This is a genomic window from Nostoc sp. DSM 114161 (genome assembly GCF_052692665.1).
Map to the genome: position 1 here is coordinate 5,728,107 of NZ_CP195141.1, position 24,702 is coordinate 5,752,808.

At 40.7% G+C, this 24,702-nt stretch carries 17 protein-coding genes; 7 read left to right on the top strand and 10 right to left on the bottom strand.

All coding sequences use genetic code 11. The annotated features are described in order from the left end of the window. Positions 1–171 precede the first annotated feature (171 nt). Positions 172–732, top strand: coding sequence for an Npun_F5560 family protein (locus tag NSTC745_RS24365; RefSeq protein ID WP_445633260.1), 561 nt, complete (start codon positions 172–174; stop codon positions 730–732). A 428-nt stretch (positions 733–1,160) separates the two neighbouring features. Here NSTC745_RS24365 and NSTC745_RS24370 read toward each other — a convergent pair whose 3' ends face one another. Further along, entirely contained in the window at positions 1,161–1,514 is a 354-nt protein-coding gene (locus tag NSTC745_RS24370; protein ID WP_445633261.1) for an STAS domain-containing protein, read from the bottom strand. Positions 1,515–1,997: 483 nt separating this feature from the next. Between NSTC745_RS24370 and NSTC745_RS24375 the strand changes: the two genes are divergently transcribed. Beyond that, positions 1,998–2,630, top strand: a complete 633-nt coding sequence (locus NSTC745_RS24375) for a DedA family protein (RefSeq protein WP_445633262.1) — start codon at positions 1,998–2,000, stop codon at positions 2,628–2,630. A gap of 109 nt (positions 2,631–2,739) precedes the next feature. Here the strand turns inward: NSTC745_RS24375 and NSTC745_RS24380 are convergent, their stop codons facing one another. Beyond that, complete coding sequence (locus NSTC745_RS24380) at positions 2,740–3,942, bottom strand: argininosuccinate synthase (protein ID WP_445633263.1); 1,203 nt, start codon at positions 3,940–3,942, stop codon at positions 2,740–2,742. A gap of 388 nt (positions 3,943–4,330) precedes the next feature. Here NSTC745_RS24380 and NSTC745_RS24385 point away from each other — a divergent pair, with 388 nt between their 5' ends. Further along, entirely contained in the window at positions 4,331–8,368 is a 4,038-nt protein-coding gene (locus NSTC745_RS24385) for a tetratricopeptide repeat protein (protein WP_445633264.1), read from the top strand. Positions 8,369–8,416: 48 nt separating this feature from the next. On the opposite strand, the gene NSTC745_RS24390 is transcribed toward NSTC745_RS24385, so the two are convergent. From NSTC745_RS24390 to NSTC745_RS24400, 3 genes are all read right to left on the bottom strand, one after another. Further along, complete coding sequence (locus NSTC745_RS24390; protein WP_099066083.1) at positions 8,417–8,815, bottom strand: type II toxin-antitoxin system VapC family toxin; 399 nt, start codon at positions 8,813–8,815, stop codon at positions 8,417–8,419. Positions 8,816–8,834: 19 nt separating this feature from the next. Then, complete coding sequence (locus NSTC745_RS24395) at positions 8,835–9,056, bottom strand: hypothetical protein (protein ID WP_099066084.1); 222 nt, start codon at positions 9,054–9,056, stop codon at positions 8,835–8,837. Positions 9,057–9,274: 218 nt separating this feature from the next. Then, entirely contained in the window at positions 9,275–9,712 is a 438-nt protein-coding gene (locus tag NSTC745_RS24400) for a hypothetical protein (RefSeq protein WP_190951501.1), read from the bottom strand. Positions 9,713–9,950: 238 nt separating this feature from the next. Here NSTC745_RS24400 and NSTC745_RS24405 point away from each other — a divergent pair, with 238 nt between their 5' ends. Beyond that, a complete protein-coding gene (locus NSTC745_RS24405; protein ID WP_445633265.1) occupies positions 9,951–10,511 on the top strand; it encodes a PEP-CTERM sorting domain-containing protein in 561 nt (186 codons plus the stop codon). 107 nt (positions 10,512–10,618) lie between these two features. Here the strand turns inward: NSTC745_RS24405 and NSTC745_RS24410 are convergent, their stop codons facing one another. Together NSTC745_RS24410 and NSTC745_RS24415 are read right to left on the bottom strand one after the other, a co-directional pair. Continuing rightward, positions 10,619–12,979, bottom strand: a complete 2,361-nt coding sequence (locus NSTC745_RS24410; protein WP_445633266.1) for a PhoX family protein — start codon at positions 12,977–12,979, stop codon at positions 10,619–10,621. A 736-nt stretch (positions 12,980–13,715) separates the two neighbouring features. Beyond that, entirely contained in the window at positions 13,716–16,055 is a 2,340-nt protein-coding gene (locus tag NSTC745_RS24415; protein WP_445633267.1) for a PhoX family protein, read from the bottom strand. 356 nt (positions 16,056–16,411) lie between these two features. On the opposite strand from NSTC745_RS24415, the gene NSTC745_RS24420 reads away from it, so the two are divergent. Beyond that, positions 16,412–17,380: a glycosyltransferase family 2 protein gene (locus tag NSTC745_RS24420; protein WP_445633268.1), complete on the top strand. Its 969-nt coding sequence runs from the start codon at positions 16,412–16,414 to the stop codon at positions 17,378–17,380. A gap of 165 nt (positions 17,381–17,545) precedes the next feature. On the opposite strand, the gene NSTC745_RS24425 is transcribed toward NSTC745_RS24420, so the two are convergent. From NSTC745_RS24425 to NSTC745_RS24435, 3 genes are all read right to left on the bottom strand, one after another. Next, positions 17,546–18,571 (bottom strand): S66 peptidase family protein, encoded by a 1,026-nt coding sequence (locus NSTC745_RS24425; protein ID WP_445633269.1) that lies wholly within the window; start codon positions 18,569–18,571, stop codon positions 17,546–17,548. A gap of 427 nt (positions 18,572–18,998) precedes the next feature. After that, on the bottom strand, positions 18,999–20,396 hold the full coding sequence (locus tag NSTC745_RS24430; RefSeq protein ID WP_445633270.1) for a multicopper oxidase family protein: 1,398 nt from the start codon (positions 20,394–20,396) through the stop codon (positions 18,999–19,001). 601 nt (positions 20,397–20,997) lie between these two features. Next, positions 20,998–23,475 (bottom strand): dynamin family protein, encoded by a 2,478-nt coding sequence (locus NSTC745_RS24435; protein WP_445633271.1) that lies wholly within the window; start codon positions 23,473–23,475, stop codon positions 20,998–21,000. A gap of 131 nt (positions 23,476–23,606) precedes the next feature. Here NSTC745_RS24435 and NSTC745_RS24440 point away from each other — a divergent pair, with 131 nt between their 5' ends. Together NSTC745_RS24440 and NSTC745_RS24445 are read left to right on the top strand one after the other, a co-directional pair. Further along, the gene (locus tag NSTC745_RS24440; RefSeq protein WP_445633272.1) at positions 23,607–24,008 is read left to right on the top strand and encodes a PPC domain-containing DNA-binding protein; all 402 of its coding nucleotides are present in this window, start codon (positions 23,607–23,609) and stop codon (positions 24,006–24,008) included. A gap of 286 nt (positions 24,009–24,294) precedes the next feature. Next, the gene (locus NSTC745_RS24445) at positions 24,295–24,699 is read left to right on the top strand and encodes a response regulator (RefSeq protein ID WP_445633273.1); all 405 of its coding nucleotides are present in this window, start codon (positions 24,295–24,297) and stop codon (positions 24,697–24,699) included. Positions 24,700–24,702 lie beyond the last annotated feature (3 nt).

The window sequence follows — 24,702 nt, forward strand, 5'->3', positions numbered from 1 at the left end:
CCTTTTTTCTTGCCCAATGCCCAATGCCCAATCCCATTCAATAAAATTTTGTTTTTTTATTTACCAGTAACCTGGTTAGTAATGCTAAATTAACAAATACTTGCCAAAGGTAGTACTCCCGCAGTTATACCTAAGAGTGGACAAGATTCTGAATGGGAGCGGTAAGCTATTGTGAGTCAATCTAATACATCAAACATTCAAGTTCTCTCTACGGAAGTATCGCAACTACGCCAAGAGTTGCAACTTCGCGATCAATTAGTGCAACAGCTATCTCAAGAACTCTTCCGGCTGGTAAAAGGTAATACTAGTTTTATGCCCCAGCAGTCGGAAGTTGAGCGCGATAACACTCAGTTACAAGCTTTGCAAGAACAACTCCAAGCTGTCGAGCAGCAAGTGGCATTTTATCAGGAGCAAATTACAACTCGTGACTCCGAAATTTACCAGTTGCGACAGTCAGTTCAAGAACTGACCGATCGCACTCGGATGTTGGAGCAAGTAGTACAAGAACTGCCTCAAATTTACCGCCGTAAGTTTGAGGAGCGTATGACGCCAGTCAGAGAAAAAGTCGCAGTGCTACAACGAGAAAACCGCCAACTACAGGCGGAACTGCAAAGTGTAAGTTATCGTTTAGCAATCAAAACCCGCAATGCTAGTCACAGCGGCATTGATTTGCCAAATTTTCCTCGTCCTACATCCGAACAAACTCAAATATCAACTCCCCAAAATGCCTAAAAGAGGATGTTTGAAAAGTACTAGCTGTATCAAAAACTTTTCTTTAGATTTACCCTACCTTCCTCCTTCAAAAGGAGGAACAGGAGGATTTTAGATTCGATTCTCCTTTTTTAGGCTCGTTCGGAGGAATGTCCGTAAGAAGGTACACCACCTTTCAAACATCGTCTGAGAGTAGTTTAAAAATCCGTGCTTTCAAGAAGCTGGGGAGTCCGAGAAACAATTGCATCTGTTGTGACCGATTTTGGTCATTTCCAGTACTACATCAATAGCTCGGAAGCTATGATTCCTCAACATTGTTCTCTAGGTAAAATACGAAATTAGCCTGCTAGCACCAGACTTTTTTCTTTGACGATGTGAGGATGCACAAAAAGTTTAAATAAATGCAAAATCGCTTGACTCCACCATCCTTCTTAAGTTAGATTTATATATCAGCCGGCTAGCACCAAACTGTTATCTTTATCAGTAGTAAAGATATCTTCATAAGTATCAAAAATTTCAAACACTGAATCTAACTGTGTAAGTTCCAAAATTAATCTTACAGGAGTTTGCACGTTGCATAGGACTAAACGACAGCCTCTTTGACGTGCAGCTTTTAACCCTTTTACTAGAGGAACTAAACCAGAACTATCCATAAAGTTAACTTCTGCCAGGTCAATAACCCAGAGTTGATGAGGTTGGGGCACGACTCCAGCCATCTGTTCGCTCAAAGCCATGCCACCTTGCAAATCGATGCTTGCTTGGGGTTTGAATAAAATCACTTGAAGTTCTTGTGTGAGAGTCATGAATTTAACAGGGTAGTTGGAACACTTGACAAGAAACTGAAAAAAGACATAAATACATCTTCTCTTTCAACAGCAAAATCACTGTTTTACCCAGATATTTAGGTAATTTCAGCCGTGAAGTTGACAGAGTTTTATTCAGTATTCATGTCGTATAATTTGTAATAACTTTCCCCAATATAGGCATAAGCGCCTAACGAATTCGGTATCAACCGTATCTTTTACAAAATTTTCATAATTTCACCAGAGATTTATAAATTTTTTATAAATTATTTTCATCCTTGTTACAAAAGTATGGCTTTGTGATAGCGAATGATAAAAATGTTATAGATAATAGTCAAAACTTAATAATAGCCATAGATTATAATATATGGATTATCAAGCTAAGACCAGTCAACAAATCCATGTAGTGGTTTGATTGACACCCTAGCTAAAAACAAGCAAAGATATAGTAAAAGTAAAAATTTGTAAACACGGTGGTGCGGGATGTCTTTAGAGTTCATTTCACTAGAAAACATCCAACAAGTCGCCCATAACTACGGCTATTGGGCAATTTTTTTGGGAATTTTGCTAGAAAATTTAGGCATTCCTGTTCCTGGCGAAACCGTGACTCTAGTTGGCGGATTTTTAGCTGGTAGCGACGAACTAAATTTCTGGCTGGTTCTCGGTGACGCAATTATGGGTGCTGTAATTGGCGGAGTTTGTGGCTATTGGGTTGGTAGAGCCAGCGGCTGGCCTTTTTTGGTAAAAGTTGCTAGCATCTTTCGGATTTCGGAAGTGCGATTGCTGAATATCAAAGATCAATTCAGTCAAAATAGTGCAAAAGCAGTATTTGTTGGACGTTTTCTGGCATTATTGCGGGTTTTTGCTGCACCACTAGCTGGCGTAGCTGAAATGCCCTTCAGAAAATTCTTTTTATACAATTTTTTAGGAGCTGTTGCTTGGGCTAGCTTGATGGTGACATTAGCTTTCTTTGCTGGCAAAATTATCTCCCTGGAGCAATTGGTTGCTTGGGTGAGTAGATTTGCGATCGTACCATTACTGATTTTGGCTGGTCTAATTTTTGTGCCAGTATGGCTGGAGTCTCGTCAAGTTAAAGAAGTGGGAAGTGAGGAGTGAGGAGTGAGGAGTGAGGAGTGAGGAGTAGAGTAAAAAGTTATTTCTTTTAACTTTCCTTCCTTTATTTTGCATTTTTAACTCCTAACTCTTAACTCCTAACTCCTAACTCCTAACTTTTAGTTAACTGCGACCAAATGCGAGTTGGTAGACCCCAAACATAGATAAAGCCTTCAGCAGCTTTGTGATCGAATTTGTCTTCGGCTCCGTAGGTTGCTAGATCGGGACTATAGAGGGAATTATCGCTAGCGCGGCCAACGATGGTGGCATTACCCTTAAACAACTTCACTCGTACAGTTCCAGATACTTGCTCTTGTGTCTTTTGAATAAAAGCCTCGAGTGCAGCTTTTAGTGGACTGTACCAGAGACCGTTATAAACGATTTGACTGTAAGTTTCTTCAATCCCACGCTTGTAATGGGTAACGTCTGCTGTCAAAGTCAAACTTTCTAAATCTCTATGTGCCTGAATTAGGACTAACATCGCGGGTGATTCGTAGATCTCCCGCGATTTTATGCCTACTAGGCGGTTTTCGATCATATCAATCCGTCCAACACCGTGATTTCCTACAAGCTGATTGAGTTGTTCAATTAGCTCAACTGGCTTTTTGGCTACGCCATTGAGGGTGGTGGGAATACCGCGATGGAAACCAATTTCGATGTACTCTGGTTCATTGGGCGTGTTAGCGATCGCTTTGGTCATTTCATAGATTTCTTCTGGTGGCTCGAATGAAGGATCTTCTAGCAAACCAGCTTCGATGCTCCGACCGAGCAAATTCTTGTCAATGCTGTAGGGAGAAGATTTTTTGACTGGTGAGGGAATACCAAACTTTTCACCATAGGCGATGGTTTGCTCGCGGCTCATTCCCCATTCTCTGGCTGGTGCGAGGATCTTCAGGTTGGGGTTGAGGGCGGTAACAGAGACATCAAAGCGGACTTGATCGTTACCTTTGCCAGTACAACCATGAGCGATCGCATCAGCACCGTATTTTTCGGCTGTTTCTACTAATACCTTGGCAATTAGCGGACGGGCAAGGGCAGTTCCTAGAGGATAACGATTTTCATAAAGGGCGTTGGCTTGAATTGCTGCAAAGGCGTAATCTTTAACAAAGCTGTCTTTAACATCCGCAACTAGGGATTCACTTGCACCGGATTTGAGAGCTTTTTCTCTGACTGGCTCTAACTCATCTCCCTGACCTAAATCTGCTGCTAGGGTAATTACCTCTTCTACACCCCACTCATGTTTAAGGTAGGGGATGCAAACTGAGGTATCTACTCCGCCAGAATATGCTAGGACAACCTTTTTGGCGCGACCCATTAATTTCTCCAGTTAGGAAAGAAAACAAACAATGAGTCATTATTATATCGAAACAATCCAGGTATATTAGACCTCTTGCACAATTGTTTTTGTGTTACGATTATGGGCTTTTATTTAATTTCAATCCGGTGGGATAAAAGAAATTGAAATCGATGGTAAGGGGTTTCCAAGAAATAAATTACTACTACTTGTAGGGTGGACATCTTGTCCGCCCATAGCGAAGGGCGGGCGAGACGCCCACCTCACAAGAAGTAGTTGAATATTTTTATTTGGGAGTCCCTAAGCGGATGTTTTTCTGGGGAATTTGGCGACAATTTTCTGAAATTCTAGCTTCTGTGTAAGTATCTAAATATATCCTGGCATTTACGTTGAGCTAATAGTGTTGTCTATGGCAGTCATCACCATTCGGGAAAAGCAGCCAACAGAAAATGGTTTTGCTGCAAGTTTGATTTTTGAGGGTGGCGAATACCCAATCAATATTACTGACCCTTTTACACCGAAAGAAGAAAGGCAACTGGAATGGTATTTTGAGGAATGGCTGACTTACCCGATGTTAAACGGGAAGAAAGCAGAAGCAGCGAAAACGAGTGTTGTTAGTTACGGGGAAAGTTTATTTAACCAGGTTTTTAAGGCTGATATTGATGCTTATAGCTTTTATCGTGAACTGCGGGGAAATCTGAAGCAGGTAAAAATTGAGATCGTAGGTAATAGTCCCGAATTTCACGGGCTGCACTGGGAAGCTTTGCGGGATAAGGATTGGCCGCGACCTTTGAGTGTGGATTGCGTAATGATACGCAAGCGCCTTGATAAAGCTGCATCAGTGGCGGCGAATATGGCAGAATCGCCGATAATTAACTTGTTGGTGGTCATTGCTCGACCGGATGAGGAGCATGATGTGGGTTATCGTACCATTGCTCGTCCGTTGATTGAGGTGATTCAAAATAGTCACTTGCCTGTAAATATTGACTTATTGCGTCCGGGTACTTATGAAAGTTTAGAACGGCATTTAGAGGCCAAGGGTGCGGGATATTACCATATCATCCATTTTGATTGTCACGGGGCGTTGATGGGTTATGCAGATATTCAGGAAGAGGTGAAACGCAACCGATATACCTATCAAGCTAGGTGGGGACGGGAAGATATTCAACCTTATGAGGGGGTAAAGGCATTTTTGTTTTTGGATGGGGAAAGTAAGGGAAAAGCCGATCCGGTGGAAGCGGGGGAATTAGCGAATTTGTTGACGGGGAAGGGGATTCCCGTTTGTATTCTCAATGCTTGTCAGTCGGGGAAGCAGGTACGAGGTAATGGAGAGCAAACCACGAGTGCCGAGGGAAGTCGAGACACGGCTACGCTCAAGGGAGCAGACTTCGACTTCGCTCAGTCTACAGAAAGTTACGCTCAGTCTACAGAGAGTAGGGAGACGAGTTTGGGTAGTCGGTTGATGACTGCGGGAATGCAAATGGTAGTGGCAATGGGGTATTCGGTGACGGTTTCGGCTGCGCGGTTGATGATGGAACAGGTTTATCAAAACTTGTTTGGGGGGAAGGAGATAAGCGAAGCGATTCGGTTGGGGAGAAGGGAGTTATTTAATAATAAGACGCGGAAGGCTTATTTTAATACCGATATTGATTTGGAAGATTGGCTTTTGCCTGTGGTTTATAGTAACCAACAGGTGAATTTGAATTTGCGTAAATTTAGAGATGAGGAAGAAGAAAAGTATTTTGAAAAATTAGGAAATTTATATCAATATACGCCGCAAGAATATGGATTTATCGGGCGAGATTTGGAGATTTTGAAGATTGAGAAGGCTTTGCTTCGTCATAATATTTTGCTGTTGCAGGGAATGGGAGGAACGGGAAAAACTACGCTGTTAAATTATTTGCGTAGTTGGTGGCAGACGACGAACTTTGCACCGGAGATATTTTATTTTGGTTATGATGAACAAGCTTGGACGCTGACACAGATTTTGTTTGACATTGGCAAACGAGTATATAAAAAGTTTGAGTTTGCGAATTTTCAAGCGATGAATTTAACTGCTCAGATGCAGAAATTACTGGCTAAATTACGGTCAGAATCTCATATTTTGATATTAGATAATTTGGAGTCGTTAACGGGACAAGCTTTAGCGATTCAAAATACCTTACCGTCAGCCGAGCAAAAGCAACTGCAAGATTTTTTGACGCGGTTGGTAGGAGGAGAAACGCGGGTAATTTTAGGTTCTCGTAGTGATGAAACTTGGTTGCAAGGGGCTTTTCGACAGAATATTTATCAGTTGCGGGGATTGGATGCGGAAGCGAGGACGGAGTTATCTAATAAGATTTTAGAACGGAATGTGGTGGATGAAAGGAAGATAGGTAAGATTCGGGAAGAGGAAGATTTTCAGAAATTGATGAAGGTGTTAGCGGGGTATCCGTTAGCGATGGAAGTAGTGTTAGCGAATTTGAAAAATCTGTCATGCCAGGAAATTTTGGCAAAGTTAGCAGCAGCAGATATTAATTTAGATACGGGAAGTGAAGATAAAACCCAGAGTATTCTCAAATGTGTGGAATATTCCCATAGTAATTTATCAGCGGATACTCAGAAGTTATTATTGTATTTAGCTCCCTTTAGTGGGTTTATTGATAGGAGCGATATTCCTAATTATGCCAAGGAATTACAGCAGTTAGAACAGTTTAAGGATGATGATTTTGATAAGTTTGATGAGGCAATTCAAGAAGCGATAAATTGGGGTTTGCTTTCTGACCTCTCCCCTAACCCCTCTCCTGCGAGGAGAGGGGAAGAAAAGTTATTACAAATACAACCAGTTTTTCCCTTCTTTCTCAAAGCAAAATTAGCAGAAAGCGATGCAGCTACCTGCGAAGCCTTACGAGAGGGTTTTAAAAACCACTATATTGGTTTAGCTCGTGACTACAATCGCTATATGGAATCGAAGGAACCGCAAGAACGGCAGATTGGGATTTTCTTCTGTCGGCTGGAATATGAAAACTTATATAATGCCTTGCAGATTTGTTTAGAGAAACAAGAAACTATTGATATTTTCTTTTGCTTGCATAAATACTTTTATATAATTAATGATATTCCAAGTAGTTTGAAATTGTCGGAATTTGTCTGTCAGGCACAAGTCGCTTATCCACCAGAAATTAGAACAGATAGGATAGGTTTGCATATTGTGATGGCACTCGATCGCCTTGCTGCGAGTTATTTACAAACACAAAATTATCCCCAAGCCAGAGAATCCTATTTGCGGCTTATCGAATTATCCCAACAACTCCAAGGTGTAGAAGCAACACAAATCAAGTCTGGTTTAGCAAGGACTTACCACCAGTTGGGAAGCGTTGCCCAAAACTTGCGGAAATACGACCAGGCACAGGATTATTATAAACAAGCCCTAGAAATCAATATCGAATTTGGCGATCGCTATGAGTGTGCTAGGACTTTCCACCACTTGGGAATGGTTGCCCAAGAATTGCGGGAATACGACCAGGCACGGGATTATTATCAACAAGCCCTGGAAATCAAAATCGAATTTGGCGATCGCTATGAGTGTGCTAGCACTTACCACAACCTCGGAAGTATTGCCCAACAGTTGCGGGAATATGACCAGGCACGGGATTATTATCAACAAGCCCTAGAAATCAATATCGAATTTGGCGAGCGCTATAGTTGTGCTAGCACTTACCACCAGTTGGGAATAGTTGCCCAAGATTTGCGGGAATACGACCAGGCACGGGATTATTATCAACAAGCCCTGGAAATCAATACCGAATTTGGGGATCGCTATGAGTGTGCTAGCACTTACCACCACTTGGGAATAGTTGCCCAAAACTTGCGGGAATACGACCAGGCACGGGATTATTATCAACAAGCCCTGGAAATCAAAATCGAATTTGGCGATCGCTATAGTTGTGCTAGCACTTACCACCAGTTGGGAAGGGTTGCCGAAGACTTGCAGGAATACGACCAGGCACGGGATTATTATCAACAAGCCCTGGAAATCAAAATCGAATTTGGCGATCGCTATGAGTGTGCTAGCACTTACCACCACTTGGGAATAGTTGCCCAAAACTTGCGGGAATACGACCAGGCACGGGATTATTATCAACAAGCCCTGGAAATCAAAATCGAATTTGGCGATCGCTATAGTTGTGCTAGCACTTACCACCAGTTGGGAAGCGTTGCCAAAAACTTGCGGGAATACGACCAGGCACGGGATTATTATCAACAAGCCCTGGAAATCACAATCGAATTTGGCGATCGCTATTCGCAAGCCCTTACGCTTCATTGTTTAGGAACGCTTGCAGAAGCAAAGGAAAACTATGCAGAGGCTAGGGCTAATTTGCAGACAGCGTTGGAGATATATGTTGAGTATCAGGATGAATATTGGGCTAAGGTAGCACGGGGGATTTTAGAGGATTTACCGGAGTAGGTGGGGATAGGGGGGACTGCGTTTTAGTTTGTAGAGGTGCGATCGCATCTACCAAACAATCGTCACTACACCAGATGCAGTTATATTTTGGTCGTATGTTAATAACTGCACATTATCACCTTTACTCGCCAGGACTAGGGCAGTTGCAGTAATTTGTCGATCATGCATTTCATTAATAGTAGATAAGTTCACAGTCATTTCAATTACTTCTTTATCTAGTGGATAAATTAGTATGCGAGAATCAGTTTCGACTGCTGAAATTAAGTCTTTAGCAGAAGGGATAGATGTTCTACCTCTTTCAACAATCCAAATTGCTTCAGCCAATGTAGTTGCGGGGATAATAAGTTGAGAATCAGGATTAGAAAGAATAGCTTTAGCATTTGCACCCAAACGAGAATTTCCTTCCAGGAACCAAATTAGTGCATGAGTATCGATGACATACTTCATAAATTATTTATGACTAATATCAGCTATCTTCTTTATCTCCGTGAAATTCAGCAATTTTAAAATCCTCTTCCGTAGACTGATGTTTTCCAGAAAACATACCAAACTGCATTATTTGGGTTGTTTTTCTAGTTGTTTCTGGCTCCAAAAATGTGACAATAACTCGGCTTTCTAATACATCTAATGGGAATTCAACGAGTTCGATTTTGCCGTGTTTGTAAACACCTTCAACTGATTTAAACATTACTTGTCACCCAATTCACCACTTAATACATATAATAAAATTATAAATGCGATCGCCCGTGGTTGATTACAAGTAGGTGCGATCGCAATACTTGTCGGGTTTTGGGGAAAAGGGAAAGAAAAAACCTTTAACCCTTACCCTTTAACCTTTTCCCCAAACCAAATTCTAAGTTCAAAATGCACAAAGCGAGTAGTATTGGGTGCGATCGCATCTGTATTTTATTTCCCTGGCGGTAAAGTTCCCCCGTCACCTCCATCGGTATACTTGCAATAGACATTCAAGCCGATTTTAAGGATGTAGAGAATAACAATAGTAGCGATGGATGGATCGAGAGGAATTGCGGTTAAAGCCATGAGGGATGTAATCGCTGCTGTCAGTAACACAGCATTTTCTGGACTTTTGGTATAATCGCTCAAACGCGCTCGAAAACCTTCATTTCCGCAAAGTTCATCCCGCAAGACATCTAATGTAGTTTGCCAGATTTTTTTTCCTCCCATCGTGGGGTTTCCGTTTTTCTCGATCCACAGTTCTTCAAAGGAGCGATCGAGATTACCGTTGTGACGTTCTACAGCATCAATGGCTTTGTTTGCTGGTTGATATTCCTTGAGTAATTCACGTGCTGATTTAATTTCGTCTAGAGTTAGTTGTGCATTCATATTGTTTTAGATTTAAAGCAACTATAGAAAACTATTTACCAAGTAAATTTTAAACTTGAAAGCTTTTTGTGCTGAGTGGAATTTTTACTTCACTGTAAATTTATATCTACCTGACAAAATTGAAGATTTAACAAAGATCATCTTTTGTTGGTTATTTCTTAACCTATACACATTGGTTCAAAGTTTATTTAAGTGAAATTACAGGATTATTCGCTTTTGAGCTTTGGAGTATTTTCTAATGAAATTAGCTAAAGATATTAGCATTGCTGCTTTTGCAGTTGCTATCTCAGTGGCTGCTGTTGTTAAACCAACACAAGCTGCTTTGGTTAATTACGGTTTCACCGTGAATGCGACATCTGGCGATAATCCCGGTCAATATTTTGGCTCTTTTCAGTATGATGACTCGACTTTAACCGGGATAGGTCAGGAAACTATAGGGGTTAGCAATGGATTATCGATTTCCTTTGACTACTTGGGTACTCAGTATACTGAAGCAAGTGATTTTGATTACCCAGTATCTCCTGTAGCCAGCTTTACAAATGGTAACCTGTTAGGACTGAGTTATTTAGTTGAAGATCGATTTTTTATTGGTAACGATCCTGGTAATCCAAATACAGGAGGAACAAAATTTTATAGCATTCTCAGTGCCGATTTATTGTCTACAACAGAGGTGGGTACAGTAACCTACACTCAGAGTACACCAGTACCAGAACCGATGACTGTTGGGGGTATAGCGATCGCAAGTGCTATGGCGTTGGGGATGAAGCGCAAGAAAAAAGTATCTGGAATGACAAACTAACCATTCATTACTTCTGAGACCTTGCAAGATCCCCGACTTGTTGAAGGAAGTCGGGGATCTGACCGCCGCTAAGATAATTAACGTAGAAACTCTCTACACCAGTATTCCTAAGTAAAACTACCAGTAGGATTCTTACGTTTGATGGCAATTACCGCTGGTTTGGGAAGACCTTTCGGTTGGCCTTTACCACCGTTAGAGGTTGGGATGTTACTCGGCCAACTGCTGCCACGAGGTACAGTACGAGCCTGATTGAATGTAACGCCATTCAAATCCAGTAATTCAATCTCGCGGCTGAGTATTGTTCCGTCATTAATCGGACAATTTTCGCCGGGATGCTGTACGGAAATAATTAGAGTATCTCCGACAAAAGTCGGGCCAGTCATCTCACAACGCACTGGGCCATGAGCAAAAGGTATTAGCTCTCCAGCATGAGTACCAGTGGTAGGAATGTAGAATAGCCAGTTATTACCAAAAACCCCAGTGAACGAAGAAACATTACCACTAACTGTGTGATTGATGGTAGTTGGAGTTGCAGCAACACCAAGGCCAAAACCATTGTGAGTGTCGGTAGACATATCGGTGACACCCCAAATATTTGCCTTATTGTCAAACACTAGGTTATCTACATTGGCAAAACCAGTACCAGAAATCGATCCGGCTTCTCCACCTTGGGCGAATCTCTGCCATTTAAAAGTTAGACCCGTACCATCGGCACTATCTTCAATAATCTTGTACAATCCCCCAGATTGTTGAGTCGCGTTAGGATCTGTACTTAACTTAGCAACTTGGAAAATGCGCGAATCTGGATAACCGTCGCCTCCCGGCGCACCATCAGTATAGGCAATGAATACTTCTTTGGTGGTTGGATGCACTTCCAAATCTTCTGGACGTGCGGTGGGGGTGCCGCCGGCCAAGTTGGCTGCTAAGAAAGCATCTACGAGGACAGCACCTTGGGAAGTGTAGAAATCAGATAGCTTCTTACCTTGATAAGCAGGTAATATTGTTGCTTCATTAGTGCGATCGACTGGGAGAGAACCACCATCTGTGGTTGCACCTGCAACTCCGTTGCGTTTTGGTAGCGGTAAAAGACCATTTCTTTGAGCCGAACCCAAAGCGGCAAACTCTACAGAAGAAATTACCGATGGTGCAATGGGATTGGTGGGAGTGTTTAAATTTAAGGGTATCCATTGACCGGTACCATCTGGATTGTAACGGGCAACATATAAAGTCCCACTTTCCCACAAACTGCTGTTGGCTTTACTGGTTGGTGAAGAAATCACACCTGCACTGACAAATTTCCAGGTATGTCCCCCACGCCTATCATCACCCATGTAGGCGATTAATGGCTTTTTAGCTTCGGCACGGATGGCGACGTTTTCATGGCGGAAACGACCCAACGAAGTATGTTTGCGAGGGCGGAAGTTGGGATTAACGGGGTCAATTTCCACAACCCAACCGTATTTTTCCCCAACTAAGCCGAAGGTTTTACCTGTAGTACCATCGGTATAACCTGTTTGAGTACCATCACGGTTAACTGATTCTGTGACACCAACGAAAGATCCTGAACTTCCTTGAAAGTTTTCTTCACCACTTAAAATAGTTCCCCAAGGAGTTGTACCGCCAGAACAGTTATAGGCAGTGCCAATAATTTTGTTACCTAGTCCATCGGAGGAGAGGTTAAATACTTGGGTGGCAGCTGGGCCAGTTGCGATTAAATAATTTTGGTCGCCTTTTTGGTAGCTGCGGCTTCCCCAAGAAGTAACCTTTTTATATTCGTCAATCCTTTGGCTATTAATTCCCAAACCAGAAAGACCGTGAAGGCGGCGGTTTCTCGCATCGCCTTTAACCACAGCATAACGGTTATTAGAATTACGTTTGGAGATGCGGATGATGGAACCGCCTAAGTTATATAAAGCTTCGCCGTCAAATTCAAGACCTCTGGTGGTAGGTAAAGCCCAGCCAATTACTGATTCAAAGGTGGTAGGCAATCCTTTAACATCAGCTGGAGCTTCTGGTACTAGATCGGAAAAAGGAAAACTGACGTATTCGTGATTGACCCACAAATAACCTACGTCGTTGGTTCTGCCAAGGGGAATAAAACCTGTATAGTCGTTGTTGTAGCCGAAATAATCATCGCTATTGGGAAATACGCGATCGCCCCAGCTGACAATTACATAACGTTCGTACTCTGGTGGCACTACCACATCATCAAGTACGTTGTAGCTATTTAATTTCGCATTTGCAGATGTATTGAGTACCTGTCCCTGACCGATTCCAGTTGGTAAGAAACTTTTCTGCTGTTGATAAGCAGGTAGTGGATGGGGTAAGCGCACTGGTGTAAAGCTCAGTGGCGTATTCTTTGCTTCTGCAACATTAGAAATACCATCTACAATGGTGTCTCCCAATACAGCAGCACCAGCACTACCAGCAAAAAATATTAAAATTTGTCTGCGACTCAATTTAGACATCAAACTTTCCTCTCTTGTGACATAAAAAATCTCGTAAAGGCAAATCTTGATTACTGACAGAAAAAGCCATCAATTCTTGATGTGAAATGCCACAGATTTTGAATAGTCAATAACCTGTTGTTAACAAAAGCTCGTTTGCTATTTAGGTTAATTAACTAGACAAAAATTTTTAGTTTGTCATTCAATTTAATGAGCAAAAATTAACGTAAGGTTATATATTGATTAATAGGAATTTATTCTCTACTTGAGTAAAGTCTAGAAAATTAAAAAATCATCAGTCAGGATATAAAATCAGACCATATATCAGTCTGCTAGGCAATAAATTCCACTGACGGAAACCACATTATTTATCAAACAGTAGTTCTAATAATCCTAGAGTGAGGGTTGCCAACAAGATTAGAATTAGGGTTTTTGGCATCAATACACAGTTATTAAAAATGGTGCAAAATGTCAGATGAAACTGACGATCTTGCACCAATCACAACAATTAGTTAGGAATGAATTACTTTTTTAGGAGATAGGAATTAATAATATCAAGTTTGGATGATTAGTTATCATTGCATTTCTCGCATTACCCCTCCCCAACCCTCCCCTTGCCAAGGGGAGGGTGCGCTGTAGCGCGGGTGGGGTGTTTCGAGATTTATAAGTGATTAAGCGAACTTGATATAACTATCGATCGTCAGTGGTGAACGGCAGGATTTGTTCTTCCATTTTTGACGGCAATAATACAGAAGGTCTAAATAAATTTGCTGCCAGAATTTTTTGGGCGGATACCAATTACAGATGGTCGAGGAACGCCTGTAGCTTGTTCTTTACCACCATCGGCTTTGGAAATATTACTCGGCCAACTGCTGCCACGAGGTACAGTACGAGTTTGATTGAACGTACTACCATTCAAATCGAGTAACTCAATGCTACGACTCAACATTGTGCCATCATTAATTGGACAATCTTCACCAGGATGTTGCACTGAAATAATCAGTGTATTCCCGACAAAACTTGGCCCTGTCATCTCACAACGCACCGGGCCATAGGCAAATGGTATTACATGTCCGGCATTGACACCGCTGGTGGGGATAAAAAACAGCCAGTTATTGCCGAATGCTCCTGTAATATTAGACACATTGCCGCTAGCTGTGCGATCGATTTTCGTTTCTTTACCTTCAGCACCCTCATAAAAACCATTGTGAGTGCTGCTAGACATATCCGTGACGCCCCAAATATTTGCCCGATTGTCAAAAACTAAATTATCGACGTTGGCAAAACCAGCACCATTGACAGATCCGGCTTCGCCACCTTGGGCAAATTTCTGCCATTTAAAGGTTAGACCTGTACCATCAGAACTATCTTCAATAATCTTGTACAGTCCACCTGATTGCTGGGTTGCATTGATATCTGTACTTAACTTGGCAACTTGAAAAATCCGGGAATCTGGATATCCATCGCTACCTGGGGCGCCGTCAGTATAGGCAATGAAAACTTCTTTGGTGGTGGGATGCACTTCTATATCTTCTGGACGCGCTGTAGGAGTTCCCCCGACTAGGTTTGCAGCTAAAAAGGCGTCAGTGAGTACGGCACCTTGGCTAGAGTAGAAATCGGATAGTTTTTTATTTTGATAATCAGGTAGTGCTTTTGCTTCGTTAGTGCGATCGCATTTAAAGATACCACCATCTGTAGTTTGCTCTACAATACCATTACGTCTCGGTAATGGTAAAAGACCTTCTTTGTCGGCTTTCCCCAACGCAGCAAATTCTACAGAAGATAGAACTGTTGGCGCAATTGGATTGGTAGCTGTAGTTAATAGTAACGGTATCCACTTACCCGTACCGTCTGGGTTGTAACGGGCAACATATAAAGTTCCATTTTCCCACAACTTACTGTTAGTTTTACTCGTTGGTGAGGAGATAGTACTAGCACTGACAAATTTCCAAGTGTGTCCCCCACGTCTATCATCACCTAAGTAAGCAACTAATTTTTTACCTTTTTCAGCACGCACCGCAACATTTTCATGGCGGAAACGACCTAAGGAAGTATGTTTCCGGGGGCGAAATTTCGGATTTGTGGGGTCAATTTCTACAATCCAACCATATTTTTCACCAACTAATCCAAAAGTCTTGCCGATAGTTTTATCTGTGTAACTGGTTTGAGTACCATTAGCTTTGACTGCTTCTGTAACGCTGCTTTGGAAGTTTTCCTCTGCTGATAAAATTGTTCCCCAAGGAGTTTTACCGCCAGAACAATTGAAGGCAGTACCAATAATTTTGTTACCGAGTTCATCAGAGGAAAGATTAAAAACTTGGGTTGCAGCCGGGCCAGTTGCGATTAAATAATTTTGGTCGCCTTTTTGGTGATTCCGATTTCCCCAAGCTATGACATTTTTGTAGTCATCATTGCGTTTACTATTGATTCCCAATCCCGAAAGACCATGAAGGCGGCGATTTTTTTCGTCTTTGACGACAGCAAAACGTTTACTCGCTTTCTGGCGAGAGATACGGATAATCGAGCCGCCTTGATTATATAAAAATTCCCCTTCCACTTCAATATTTCTAGTGGAGGGTAAAGCCCAGCCAATGACATTTTCAAATGCATCGGGCAGTCCTTTGACATCAGAAGAATCATCGACTGCTAAAGTAGAAAAGGGAAAACTAATGTATTCATGATTGACCCATAAATACCCGACATCATTTGTTTTTCCAACAGGGACAAAAGCAGTAAAATCGTTGTTGTAACCGAAATAATCGTCTTTGTTAGGAAAAACGCGATCGCCCCAACTAACAATTACATAACGTTCGTACTCTGGCGGCACTACCACATCATCAAGAACGTTGTAGCTAGTTAACTTAACATCCGCAGATGCATTAACTACTTCGCCTGCACCAATTTTTGTTGGCAAGAAATTTTTTTGCTGTTGATAAATTGGTAGAGGATGTGGTAGGCGTACAGGTGTAAAGTTGAGCGGCGCGGTTTTTGCTTCTGCACTGTTGGCAACAGCGTTTAGGAGTTTGTCACCCAAAACAACTGTGCCTGCACTGCCAGCAAAAAATATTAAAATTTGTCTGCGACTCAATTTAGACATTAAACTTTCCTTGGTTGTGACAGGAAAAACTTGGTAGAAAAAAATTCTACTTAATTAACATAAGAGGCTTTTAAATTTATGAAATTAGCCGTATTTTAAATAACTAAGAATCTAGCTTTATTAACAAATAAAATGAATGCCTCGTTTATAGCGATTCTCGTTTGAATGAAGCATAGGTTAGTGTAGCACATCTGTACTTTAGGCAGTTGCAAACCGCTACTTTAGTAAAAACCTTAGTTTACCAAAGTTAAGCTTAGATTATATTTTAATTAACTAAGAATTATTAAAGCTTGGTTTCTACGTAAGCAAAATCAGGTAGGGAACAGAGTCAGTACCCCATCTGTCCTATCCTGGAGATGGGTAAATGTGTTGTGGGTGAGACTGTGTTTTTCAGCGTTGTGATACCAACTTATAATCGCCGTCCGATTTTAGAAAAGTGCCTCCGTGCTTTGGAGGTGCAGGAATTAAATCAGCCAAGTTCGGTTACTGATTACGAGATTGTCTTGGTGGATGATGGTTCTACTGACGGCACACTGGAGTGGTTAACAGCACATAAAGAAGAGTTTCCCCATGTGCGATGGTTTGTGCAAGATCATGCAGGGCCAGCAGCGGCGCGGAATTTAGGGGTAGAACAGGCGCTAGGAGACACGATTATCTTTATTGATAGCGATTTAGTAGTACTGAAGAATTTCCTGCAAGCTCATGGTAACGCACTAGTGCAGGGAAAAGAGAAATTGGGGAGCGATCGCTTTTTCACTTACGGCGCAGTTATCAATACTTGCAATTTCGACAATCCAACAGCTGAACCTTACAAAGTCACAGATTTTTCAGCAGCTTTTTTTGCTACGGGAAATGTAGCAATTCCTAAACATTGGCTAGAACAAGCGGGACTTTTTGATACTAGTTTCCAACTTTATGGCTGGGAAGATTTGGAATTAGGTGTGCGGCTGAAAAATTTAGGTTTGACGCTAATTAAATGTCCAGAAGCTGTAGGCTATCACTGGCATCCTCCGTTTAATTTAGAACAAATTAAAAGTTTAATCGACAAAGAAATTCAACGCGGACGTATGGGAGTTTTGTTTTATCAAAAACACCCTACATGGGAAGTGCGAATGATGATTCAAATGACGTGGCTGCACCGCTTACTTTGGGGTATTCTTTCACTCAATGGCGCACTCAATGAACGGTCAATGGCTCCATTTTTACAATGGTTAATTAACTTAGGTAAACCACAATTGGCTTTAGAAATTGCCCGAATTTTTCTCAATTGGTACAACGTAAAGGGTGTTTATCAAGCTTATGCGGAAATGCAGCAAACATCGTGAGGAAAAGTCTAGGAATTCAGAATTCAGAATTCAGGAGTCAGAATTAGAATACTTGCTGAGGTACAGATCTTTGTAAGGGCACAACATTGTTGTGCCCCTACCTGTGTACTTCATTTACCTGAAAAATGCTGTATATTATGAATTCTGAATTCTGACTCCTGAATTCTAAATTACATTGACAGCCGATTCTAACATTCGTATTCTTCCAACATCGGCATCTATTTCTACTTCTGCGCCAATTGGTAAGGTAAATTTATCTTTAATGTGGCCAATCATTGAGCCGTACCATGCAGGAATTTTTAAAGGAAGTATGTGGTCTTGTAATACTTGGATTAAGGTAAATGATGGTTCATCTCCAAGACTACAATTAGTACATTGCCCAAATATCAAGCCAGAAATTTGATTAAGTATGCCAGCAGTTTTTAACTGGGTTAGCATTCTATCTACACGGTAAACATCCTCGCCAATTTCTTCTATAAACAAGATACTTTTGTTCCAAGAAGGTAGATAAGGCGAACCTACCATTGCTGACAATACTGATAAGTTCCCACCAATAAGTTTACCCCTAGCTTTTCCTGGTGCTATTGTCTCTACTCGCACTTCTTTAGCGTTAGAATTTTGCATGGTGACGGCTTCACCATTAAATAAAATGCGCTTGAAATAATCTACTGTAAACTGATTCCAGGTAGAGGTGGCTACAGGGCCGTGAAAAGTAATCAGCCGACTACGAGCATTAATCGCCAACAATAAAGTAGTAATATCACTGTACCCTATGAGAATTTTGGGATGAGAGCGAATCAGTGAATAGTTTAGTAAAGGTAAAATGCGATTACAGCCCCAACCACCACGCATGGCAATTATTCCTTTGATGGAGCGATCGCTAAACATTGAGTTTACATCATCGGCGCGATCGCTATCTCTACCTGCTAAATAACCATAACGGTCTAAAATATGCTTCCCTTGCTTGACTTTTAACCCTAATTGTGAAATTGATTTCTCTGCTGCTTCGATTTCTTTGGCGTCAACGATACCCGCAGGAGCAATTAATCCTACGGTGTCGCCGACTTGCAGACGTGGGGGTTTGAGGACGGTGTTTAGGGATGATTTACCCTGAACAGTAAGTGGTGGTATTTGGGTGGCTAAGGTCGCCAACCCAGAAGTTATAAGAAATTCCCGACGCTTGATAGTCATAACCATTAAGTTGGGAACTGGAGATTGGGTACTGGATAGAATAACACTAATAAAATCTCTAAGCTATGCATGATAAGCATTACAGCCTTTAAAACCTTGAAAATTGGAGAAATGGCTAGCTGCCGCTCCAAAACTATGCAAAGCGAAATGGATGGGGAAATGACGCACAAGTTGTGCCAAAATTTTTAACTAGAAAAAGCTTGTTCGTTCGTGGAATACTTTCTTAGAAACTAATAAGCCAACACCATAAATACTACTGTAGCAAATAATGTTTTGTTTACAGTTTGCTAGAGATAACTATTTTGTTAGCCGTTCTTGACGAAAACGAAGAATCATAAATAATTTTAGGGGTTTAAGCAAACAAAGTTGCAAAAACCCCCAAGATTTTTAGAAATTTGGTAATTATCAACTATTCAAAATCTAGCAATCAAATTTGATTGCTTATTTTGACTAATTTCATCATACCTTGATCCTCATGGTCTAAGATGTGGCAGTGTAAAACGAACTTGCCATCAAAATCTTCATAACGGCTACGAATGGTCAGAGGTTGGCCCTGTTTTACCATTAATGTATCCCGCCAGATAATTTCGTCGTTTCCCTGCGGATCTTTACGCGTCTGCTGGAAAGGATTGACATGTATATGGAAAGGATGATTGAATTTTTGCGAGCTGAGAGTCCACTCATTAGCAGTTCCTAGTGTCAGCGAGATGGGGTTGGGATCTTCTAGTTCAAATTCCGCATTATTAACTAAAAATTGCTTCGGTTCTTCCTCAGTCAGATTGAACTGAATATTGATTTTCTCGTGACCGGCAATTTCTTCATCTGTAATATCTGCAAGTAGTTCGTTATTTTTTCTTGCTGCCAATAACGCATTTACGAAAGATGAGTTTGTCTTCCAATCCTCCTGGTCATTATGCGGCCAAATATTACCTAGACTTTCACCTCTAACTACCACCCTCGCTAGTATTTTTTCAGGCTCTGTTACCCTCCGGAGCGAATTTTCGGACTTAGTTTCCGCATCTACGAGCAAGTATTCCTCTGTCAATTCATCGGCTTGTACTAGCACATCGCTGCGATAGCCAGGTTGTAATTCTATGGGCCTATCCCAAGAGTCAAGCTTACCTAGAGGAATCCCATCAACTGCGATTTCATGAAGCTTTATTAGTTCACCGTTTGATGCCTTTCGCAATTGAAGATCGATGGTTTCGCGCACACCAGCGTGGATAAAGCGCCAACGCTGCACTTCTCCTGGTTGCATTTCAATAATTGGAATAATCTGACCGTTAATGGTAGTCCAACGTTGCAACTCGTCCCACTTATTAGGGCCGAATGAGTTTTGAAAATCTTCTACTTTGCCTTGTTCATCGTAGGGGATCTGCTGGAAAACGAAGATTTTTTCCTTTGCTTTCTTGATTTCAGGTATTTCATCAAGTGCCCCCTCAACGATTATGGCACCCTCCATCCCACTGGATACTTGTAAGGCGGTTGAGCCATGCTTGTGGGGATGATACCAATGGGTGCCACCTGGATGGTTTGGAGGTATGTGAATTTCGATCGTATCTGATTTTTGCGGCTCTATTTCCTTGAGTACATTGTCGCTATTACCACTGGGTGACACATGAAGACCGTGGGTATGAAAATTAGTCGCATTGAATCCGTGTGGTGTATTTTTGAGGTGTGAGTCTTCTGTCACCGGCAAACTATTCGTGAAATTGATTTTGATAGTATTGCCTGGCTTAACACGCAGTGTCGATCCCACTAAATTACCGTTGTAAGAACGAAGATTGACTTCGCACCCGGCAATTGTGTTGTTCCCGTAGCGCACATCTAAGGATGTTGCTAAAACGCCATTCTCATCAGACGTAATTTCTGTTGGGTTCTGGAAGTCAGGAATGGGAGCTATTTTTTGGTTAAGTCGTGCGTTTATATACTGTAGAGTTTCATCTCTGCCACAACCTGGCTTGGGAGAAGGCTCTATAGTAGGAAGCTCTGCCGCAAGAGTGATAGCTCCCTCGTGTAGTATTTCGTTTGAAGTTGCATATTAACTAGACATCGGTGTAAAGACTAGTACAAGCATGGCAGCAAGTACACAGAGAAGGTTGAAGATGCGTTTTTCAATCATGGTTTTGTTTGTAAATTAGTCTCCAGGTAGAAGCTAAAAAAGTTTGACAGCCTGTAGTAGTAATTTTCAAATTATTGACATTTTGAATAAGAATGCAAGGACAGTTAAGACAGTTAAGACAGTTAAGACAATTTAATAAAAAATTAAGATTTTCAAAGGATAGTTTAAAAATCAGAGACCTTCAACAAGGAGATCCCCGACTTCTTCAAGAAATCGGGGATCTAAATCCAGCGCTAGATATACTATTCCGGCACTTTGACAAAGTACTTCTGTGTCCGCTCCTGAATTATGAATTCGATTAAAATTAAACCTCTTTTACCCCATCAGTTAATCCGTCTGAAATCAGAAATCCATTAGTAGCAAATCTGCCATCATTATTTAAGAGTTCAGGGGTTAAATTAAATTCTACATCGCCAATTACAGGCAAAAAATGGTCAGATAATTGCATTGCTTGTAAACAAAGATTGATACTAGAAGCTGCTGAATTATATGTTTCAATATTTGCTTCCAGAACATTCAATAATCGCCGATTAGCGGCAATTTTCGCTTCAGCTTCTTGTTCGAGTGTTTTCTCTAAATAAGCACGTGCCTGTGGATATTGCTGTAAAATGTCATCTGCTTGTTGCTCAGCCATTGGTAATAACTGAGTTTTCAAAATTTGATTGATGGTTTGGCGGAAAGATTTGCGAATAGTTTGAGAAACTTTTGGCTCAAAATCTAACTTCAATAATTGCCTAATCGCTGGTTCTGCTTCGACGATACTTTCAGCGTCGTAAGTTTGGGAGGTTTGTAATAAAGTCTGGCGAAATTGATATATGGAAAAAGTGCCTTCGTCGTAAAATCTGGGACTTTCTCGCACAAAGCGATCGCACTCTACGCTAGCTGCACTGACTACTGCTTGAGTCACTCGTTTTTCTAAATTTCTAATTTCTTGTTCAATGCCACCATCATTATCTAATAAGCGATACAATTGGCGATAATATTCTGATTTGCGAATTTTTTCCAGCAACCGCTGAAAAAAGCTGGCAATTATTTGCTGAGAAGATTCAATTAAAATATCTTCTAATTGATTTGCTAAGTAATAAAATGCCTCGACTAAAATCGCTAGTAAAGGTGCAGTGGCATTGCGAGGGTGGCTGATTGTTGCACGTCGATAAGCATAAGCTACTGAAAAAGTATCTAGTAACTCATCTAAACGGCGAATCATTCGTGATTGCAATTGCTTAAAATCTGTTTCAAAAGCATCACAAGAACTATTAATAATTAGGTTAACCTCTTCTGTGATATGCTGATTAAAGTCTTTACCAATTTGCTGGAGTTGTTGATTGAGGCGTTGTAATTCCTGCGCCTTCATCGTTTCAATTTCTTGTGGCTGACTATCTAAATCTCGTTGCGAACTTTGGTAATGTTTTTTTAATTTTATACAAATATCTTCTAGGTCATTAGCAAGATTTTTAAATAATTGCGGACGTTTTTGTTGTGTTAAATAACGAGTGATTCCGCTGCGAAATTCTTCAATTCCACTATCTTGAATTAGTTGTTCTATCAGTTCGTTGCCCCAATCTGCTAAAATTCGTACATAATTTTGATTCGGTGTTTCAAAGCCGTTAACAGAAACACGGAATTTGGTAGAAGATAATTTTCCAGAATTTACACAATAATTGTTAAACGCGTAGACAAATTGTGGTGTTTCTTCTTTACCATCTAAACTTTTGACGCTTTCGGCAAAAAAAGAATCTAAACCAAATCTATCTTTTGCACTTGTTTGTTTAATCTGGCTGCCATAAAATCCTAATAATCCACTGGTTTTATAAACTCTATTTGTATCGCGAAACTGCCCATTAATTAAATCATCTAATCGCTGGCGTAGCTGAGTATTATACCAAGTTTCATCGATGCGGTTGAAGACATAGAAAACGCGATCGCGTACTCCCCCATTTTGCCGCATTAATTCTAAAAGCTGTGTTTCTTCTTTTGTCATGTCACCTGCGGAAGCAGGTTTTAGTACGCATACCACCGCCGAAGTATCAGGATGTTGAATTTTGGCATAAGTTAGCTGTGCATCTTTCTCCACTGGCGCATCAATACCAGGTGTATCGATAATCACGTTTCCATCTTGTAGCAAAGGATGGTTGCAGTAATATTCTATCCGCTTTAATACCGCACTATTACTACCACGACGGGCATATCCAGCAGCTTCCTTAAGATTAGAAAAGTTAAATTGCTCCATTGAATATGTAGCATTTGTTACGGTGTGAATGCGATCGCGGTTTGCTATATATCCTTCTAGCAACAAGATTAACGCCTTCGCCTGTTTTCCGCGTTCTGATTTACTCTCACCACCTTCCTGCTGAATAATAGCTTCGCAACCTTGACTTAATAAGTTAATTACATCAGCTTGGTTGATATTAGCTACTGTTTTAAATCCTAGTTGCTGACACAAAAAAACTGCTTGTTCTCGAATTTCTGCTTCACTTAAAAAGGTTAAAACAACCCGTTCTTTATCTAGTTCTGCATACTCAATTTTGCATTCTGTACCTGTAGCATGTCCCTCTGCACTATACAGTAATTCTCTTTCTAAGAGTGCATTGATGAGCATTGATTTTCCAGCGCTAAATGCACCTGCAAACACAATTTCAAACTTGGGAGAAATCGCTTTATTTAAAGAAGTTTGTACAAATGTAATATCTTGAGAACGTAGCGTTGGTTCTTGCTGTAAAAGTTGTAATATTGTCTCTACTTGTTGTTTCAAATTTTTGCACTGAAGCGGTAGATCGGACATATTCTGCATCCTAATAATATTTATGTATATATTAGTGATATTTATTGTGTTAATGGCTCAGTAAAATTCCTGAGATATTTGCGTTTAATTGCTAGATGTTACTAAAAAGACTAATTAATAACTATAAACTAATGAAAGTTTTTGTTCTCAGATTAAAACCCCACGACGATTTAAAAAAAAGCTTAAAAAATTTTGTTATACAAGAAGACATTAAAGCAGGATTTATATTAAGTGCTATTGGTAGCCTACAAGAAGCAAAAATTCGCTTTGCTAATCAAGCCATTAGTACAGTATTAACCGAAAAATTTGAAATCATCGCTCTCAATGGTACAATAGCAACAACAGGTGTGCATTTGCATATCGCTATTTCCGATGGAGAAGGCAAAACTATCGGGGGACATCTCGACTATGGATGCATTATCTACACAACTGCTGAAATAGTTATTGGTGCAAGTGAGGAATTTACATTTAATAGAACATTTGACGAACAAACAGGTTACCAAGAACTAGAAATTATCCGCGATCGCTCATAAATACTGTTGCATTCAAATAAGGCTATTTTATTAACCATTCTCTTTTAATATATGCATAATAATAATTATTATTAGCTCGATTTTATAGCAACTCTAAATCTTTTAGGACTTACGCACACTCTATCAATTCTTGGCGTTCTTGGCGTCTTCCCTGCGAGACGCTACGCGAAGGCGGTTCGATAAATTAAGCTTTTTCGTGATTTTTGCGTAAGTCCTGTCTTTCCTAAAAAATCTATTGCCTCTTTACGTCATCACTGTTGTCAGACAAAATAAAATATGATTTGTTATGCAACCTTCTCTAGCTCTTGATAGCTTAAATATTCTCGTAGTTGAAGATGATGATGATATTCGCTGTTTTATTACTACAGTATTGGAAACAGATGGCGCTATCGTCGAAGCAGTTCCATCTGCCGCAGAAGCACTGAAAATTTTACCCCAATTGCAACCTGATATCTTAATTTCTGATATAGGTATGCCTAACGAAGATGGCTATACCTTAATCCGAAAAATACGTGCGCTCAAGCCAGACATGGGTGGAAAAGTCCCAGCTATTGCTTTAACTGCTTATGGCGACAGTGAAAGCCGGATTCGCGCTTTGGAAGCTGGCTTTCAAACTCATGTATCTAAACCAGTCTTTCCAGAAGAACTAGTTGAGATTGTCGCTCATTTGTTTGCTTCTTGTGATTGGTAACGA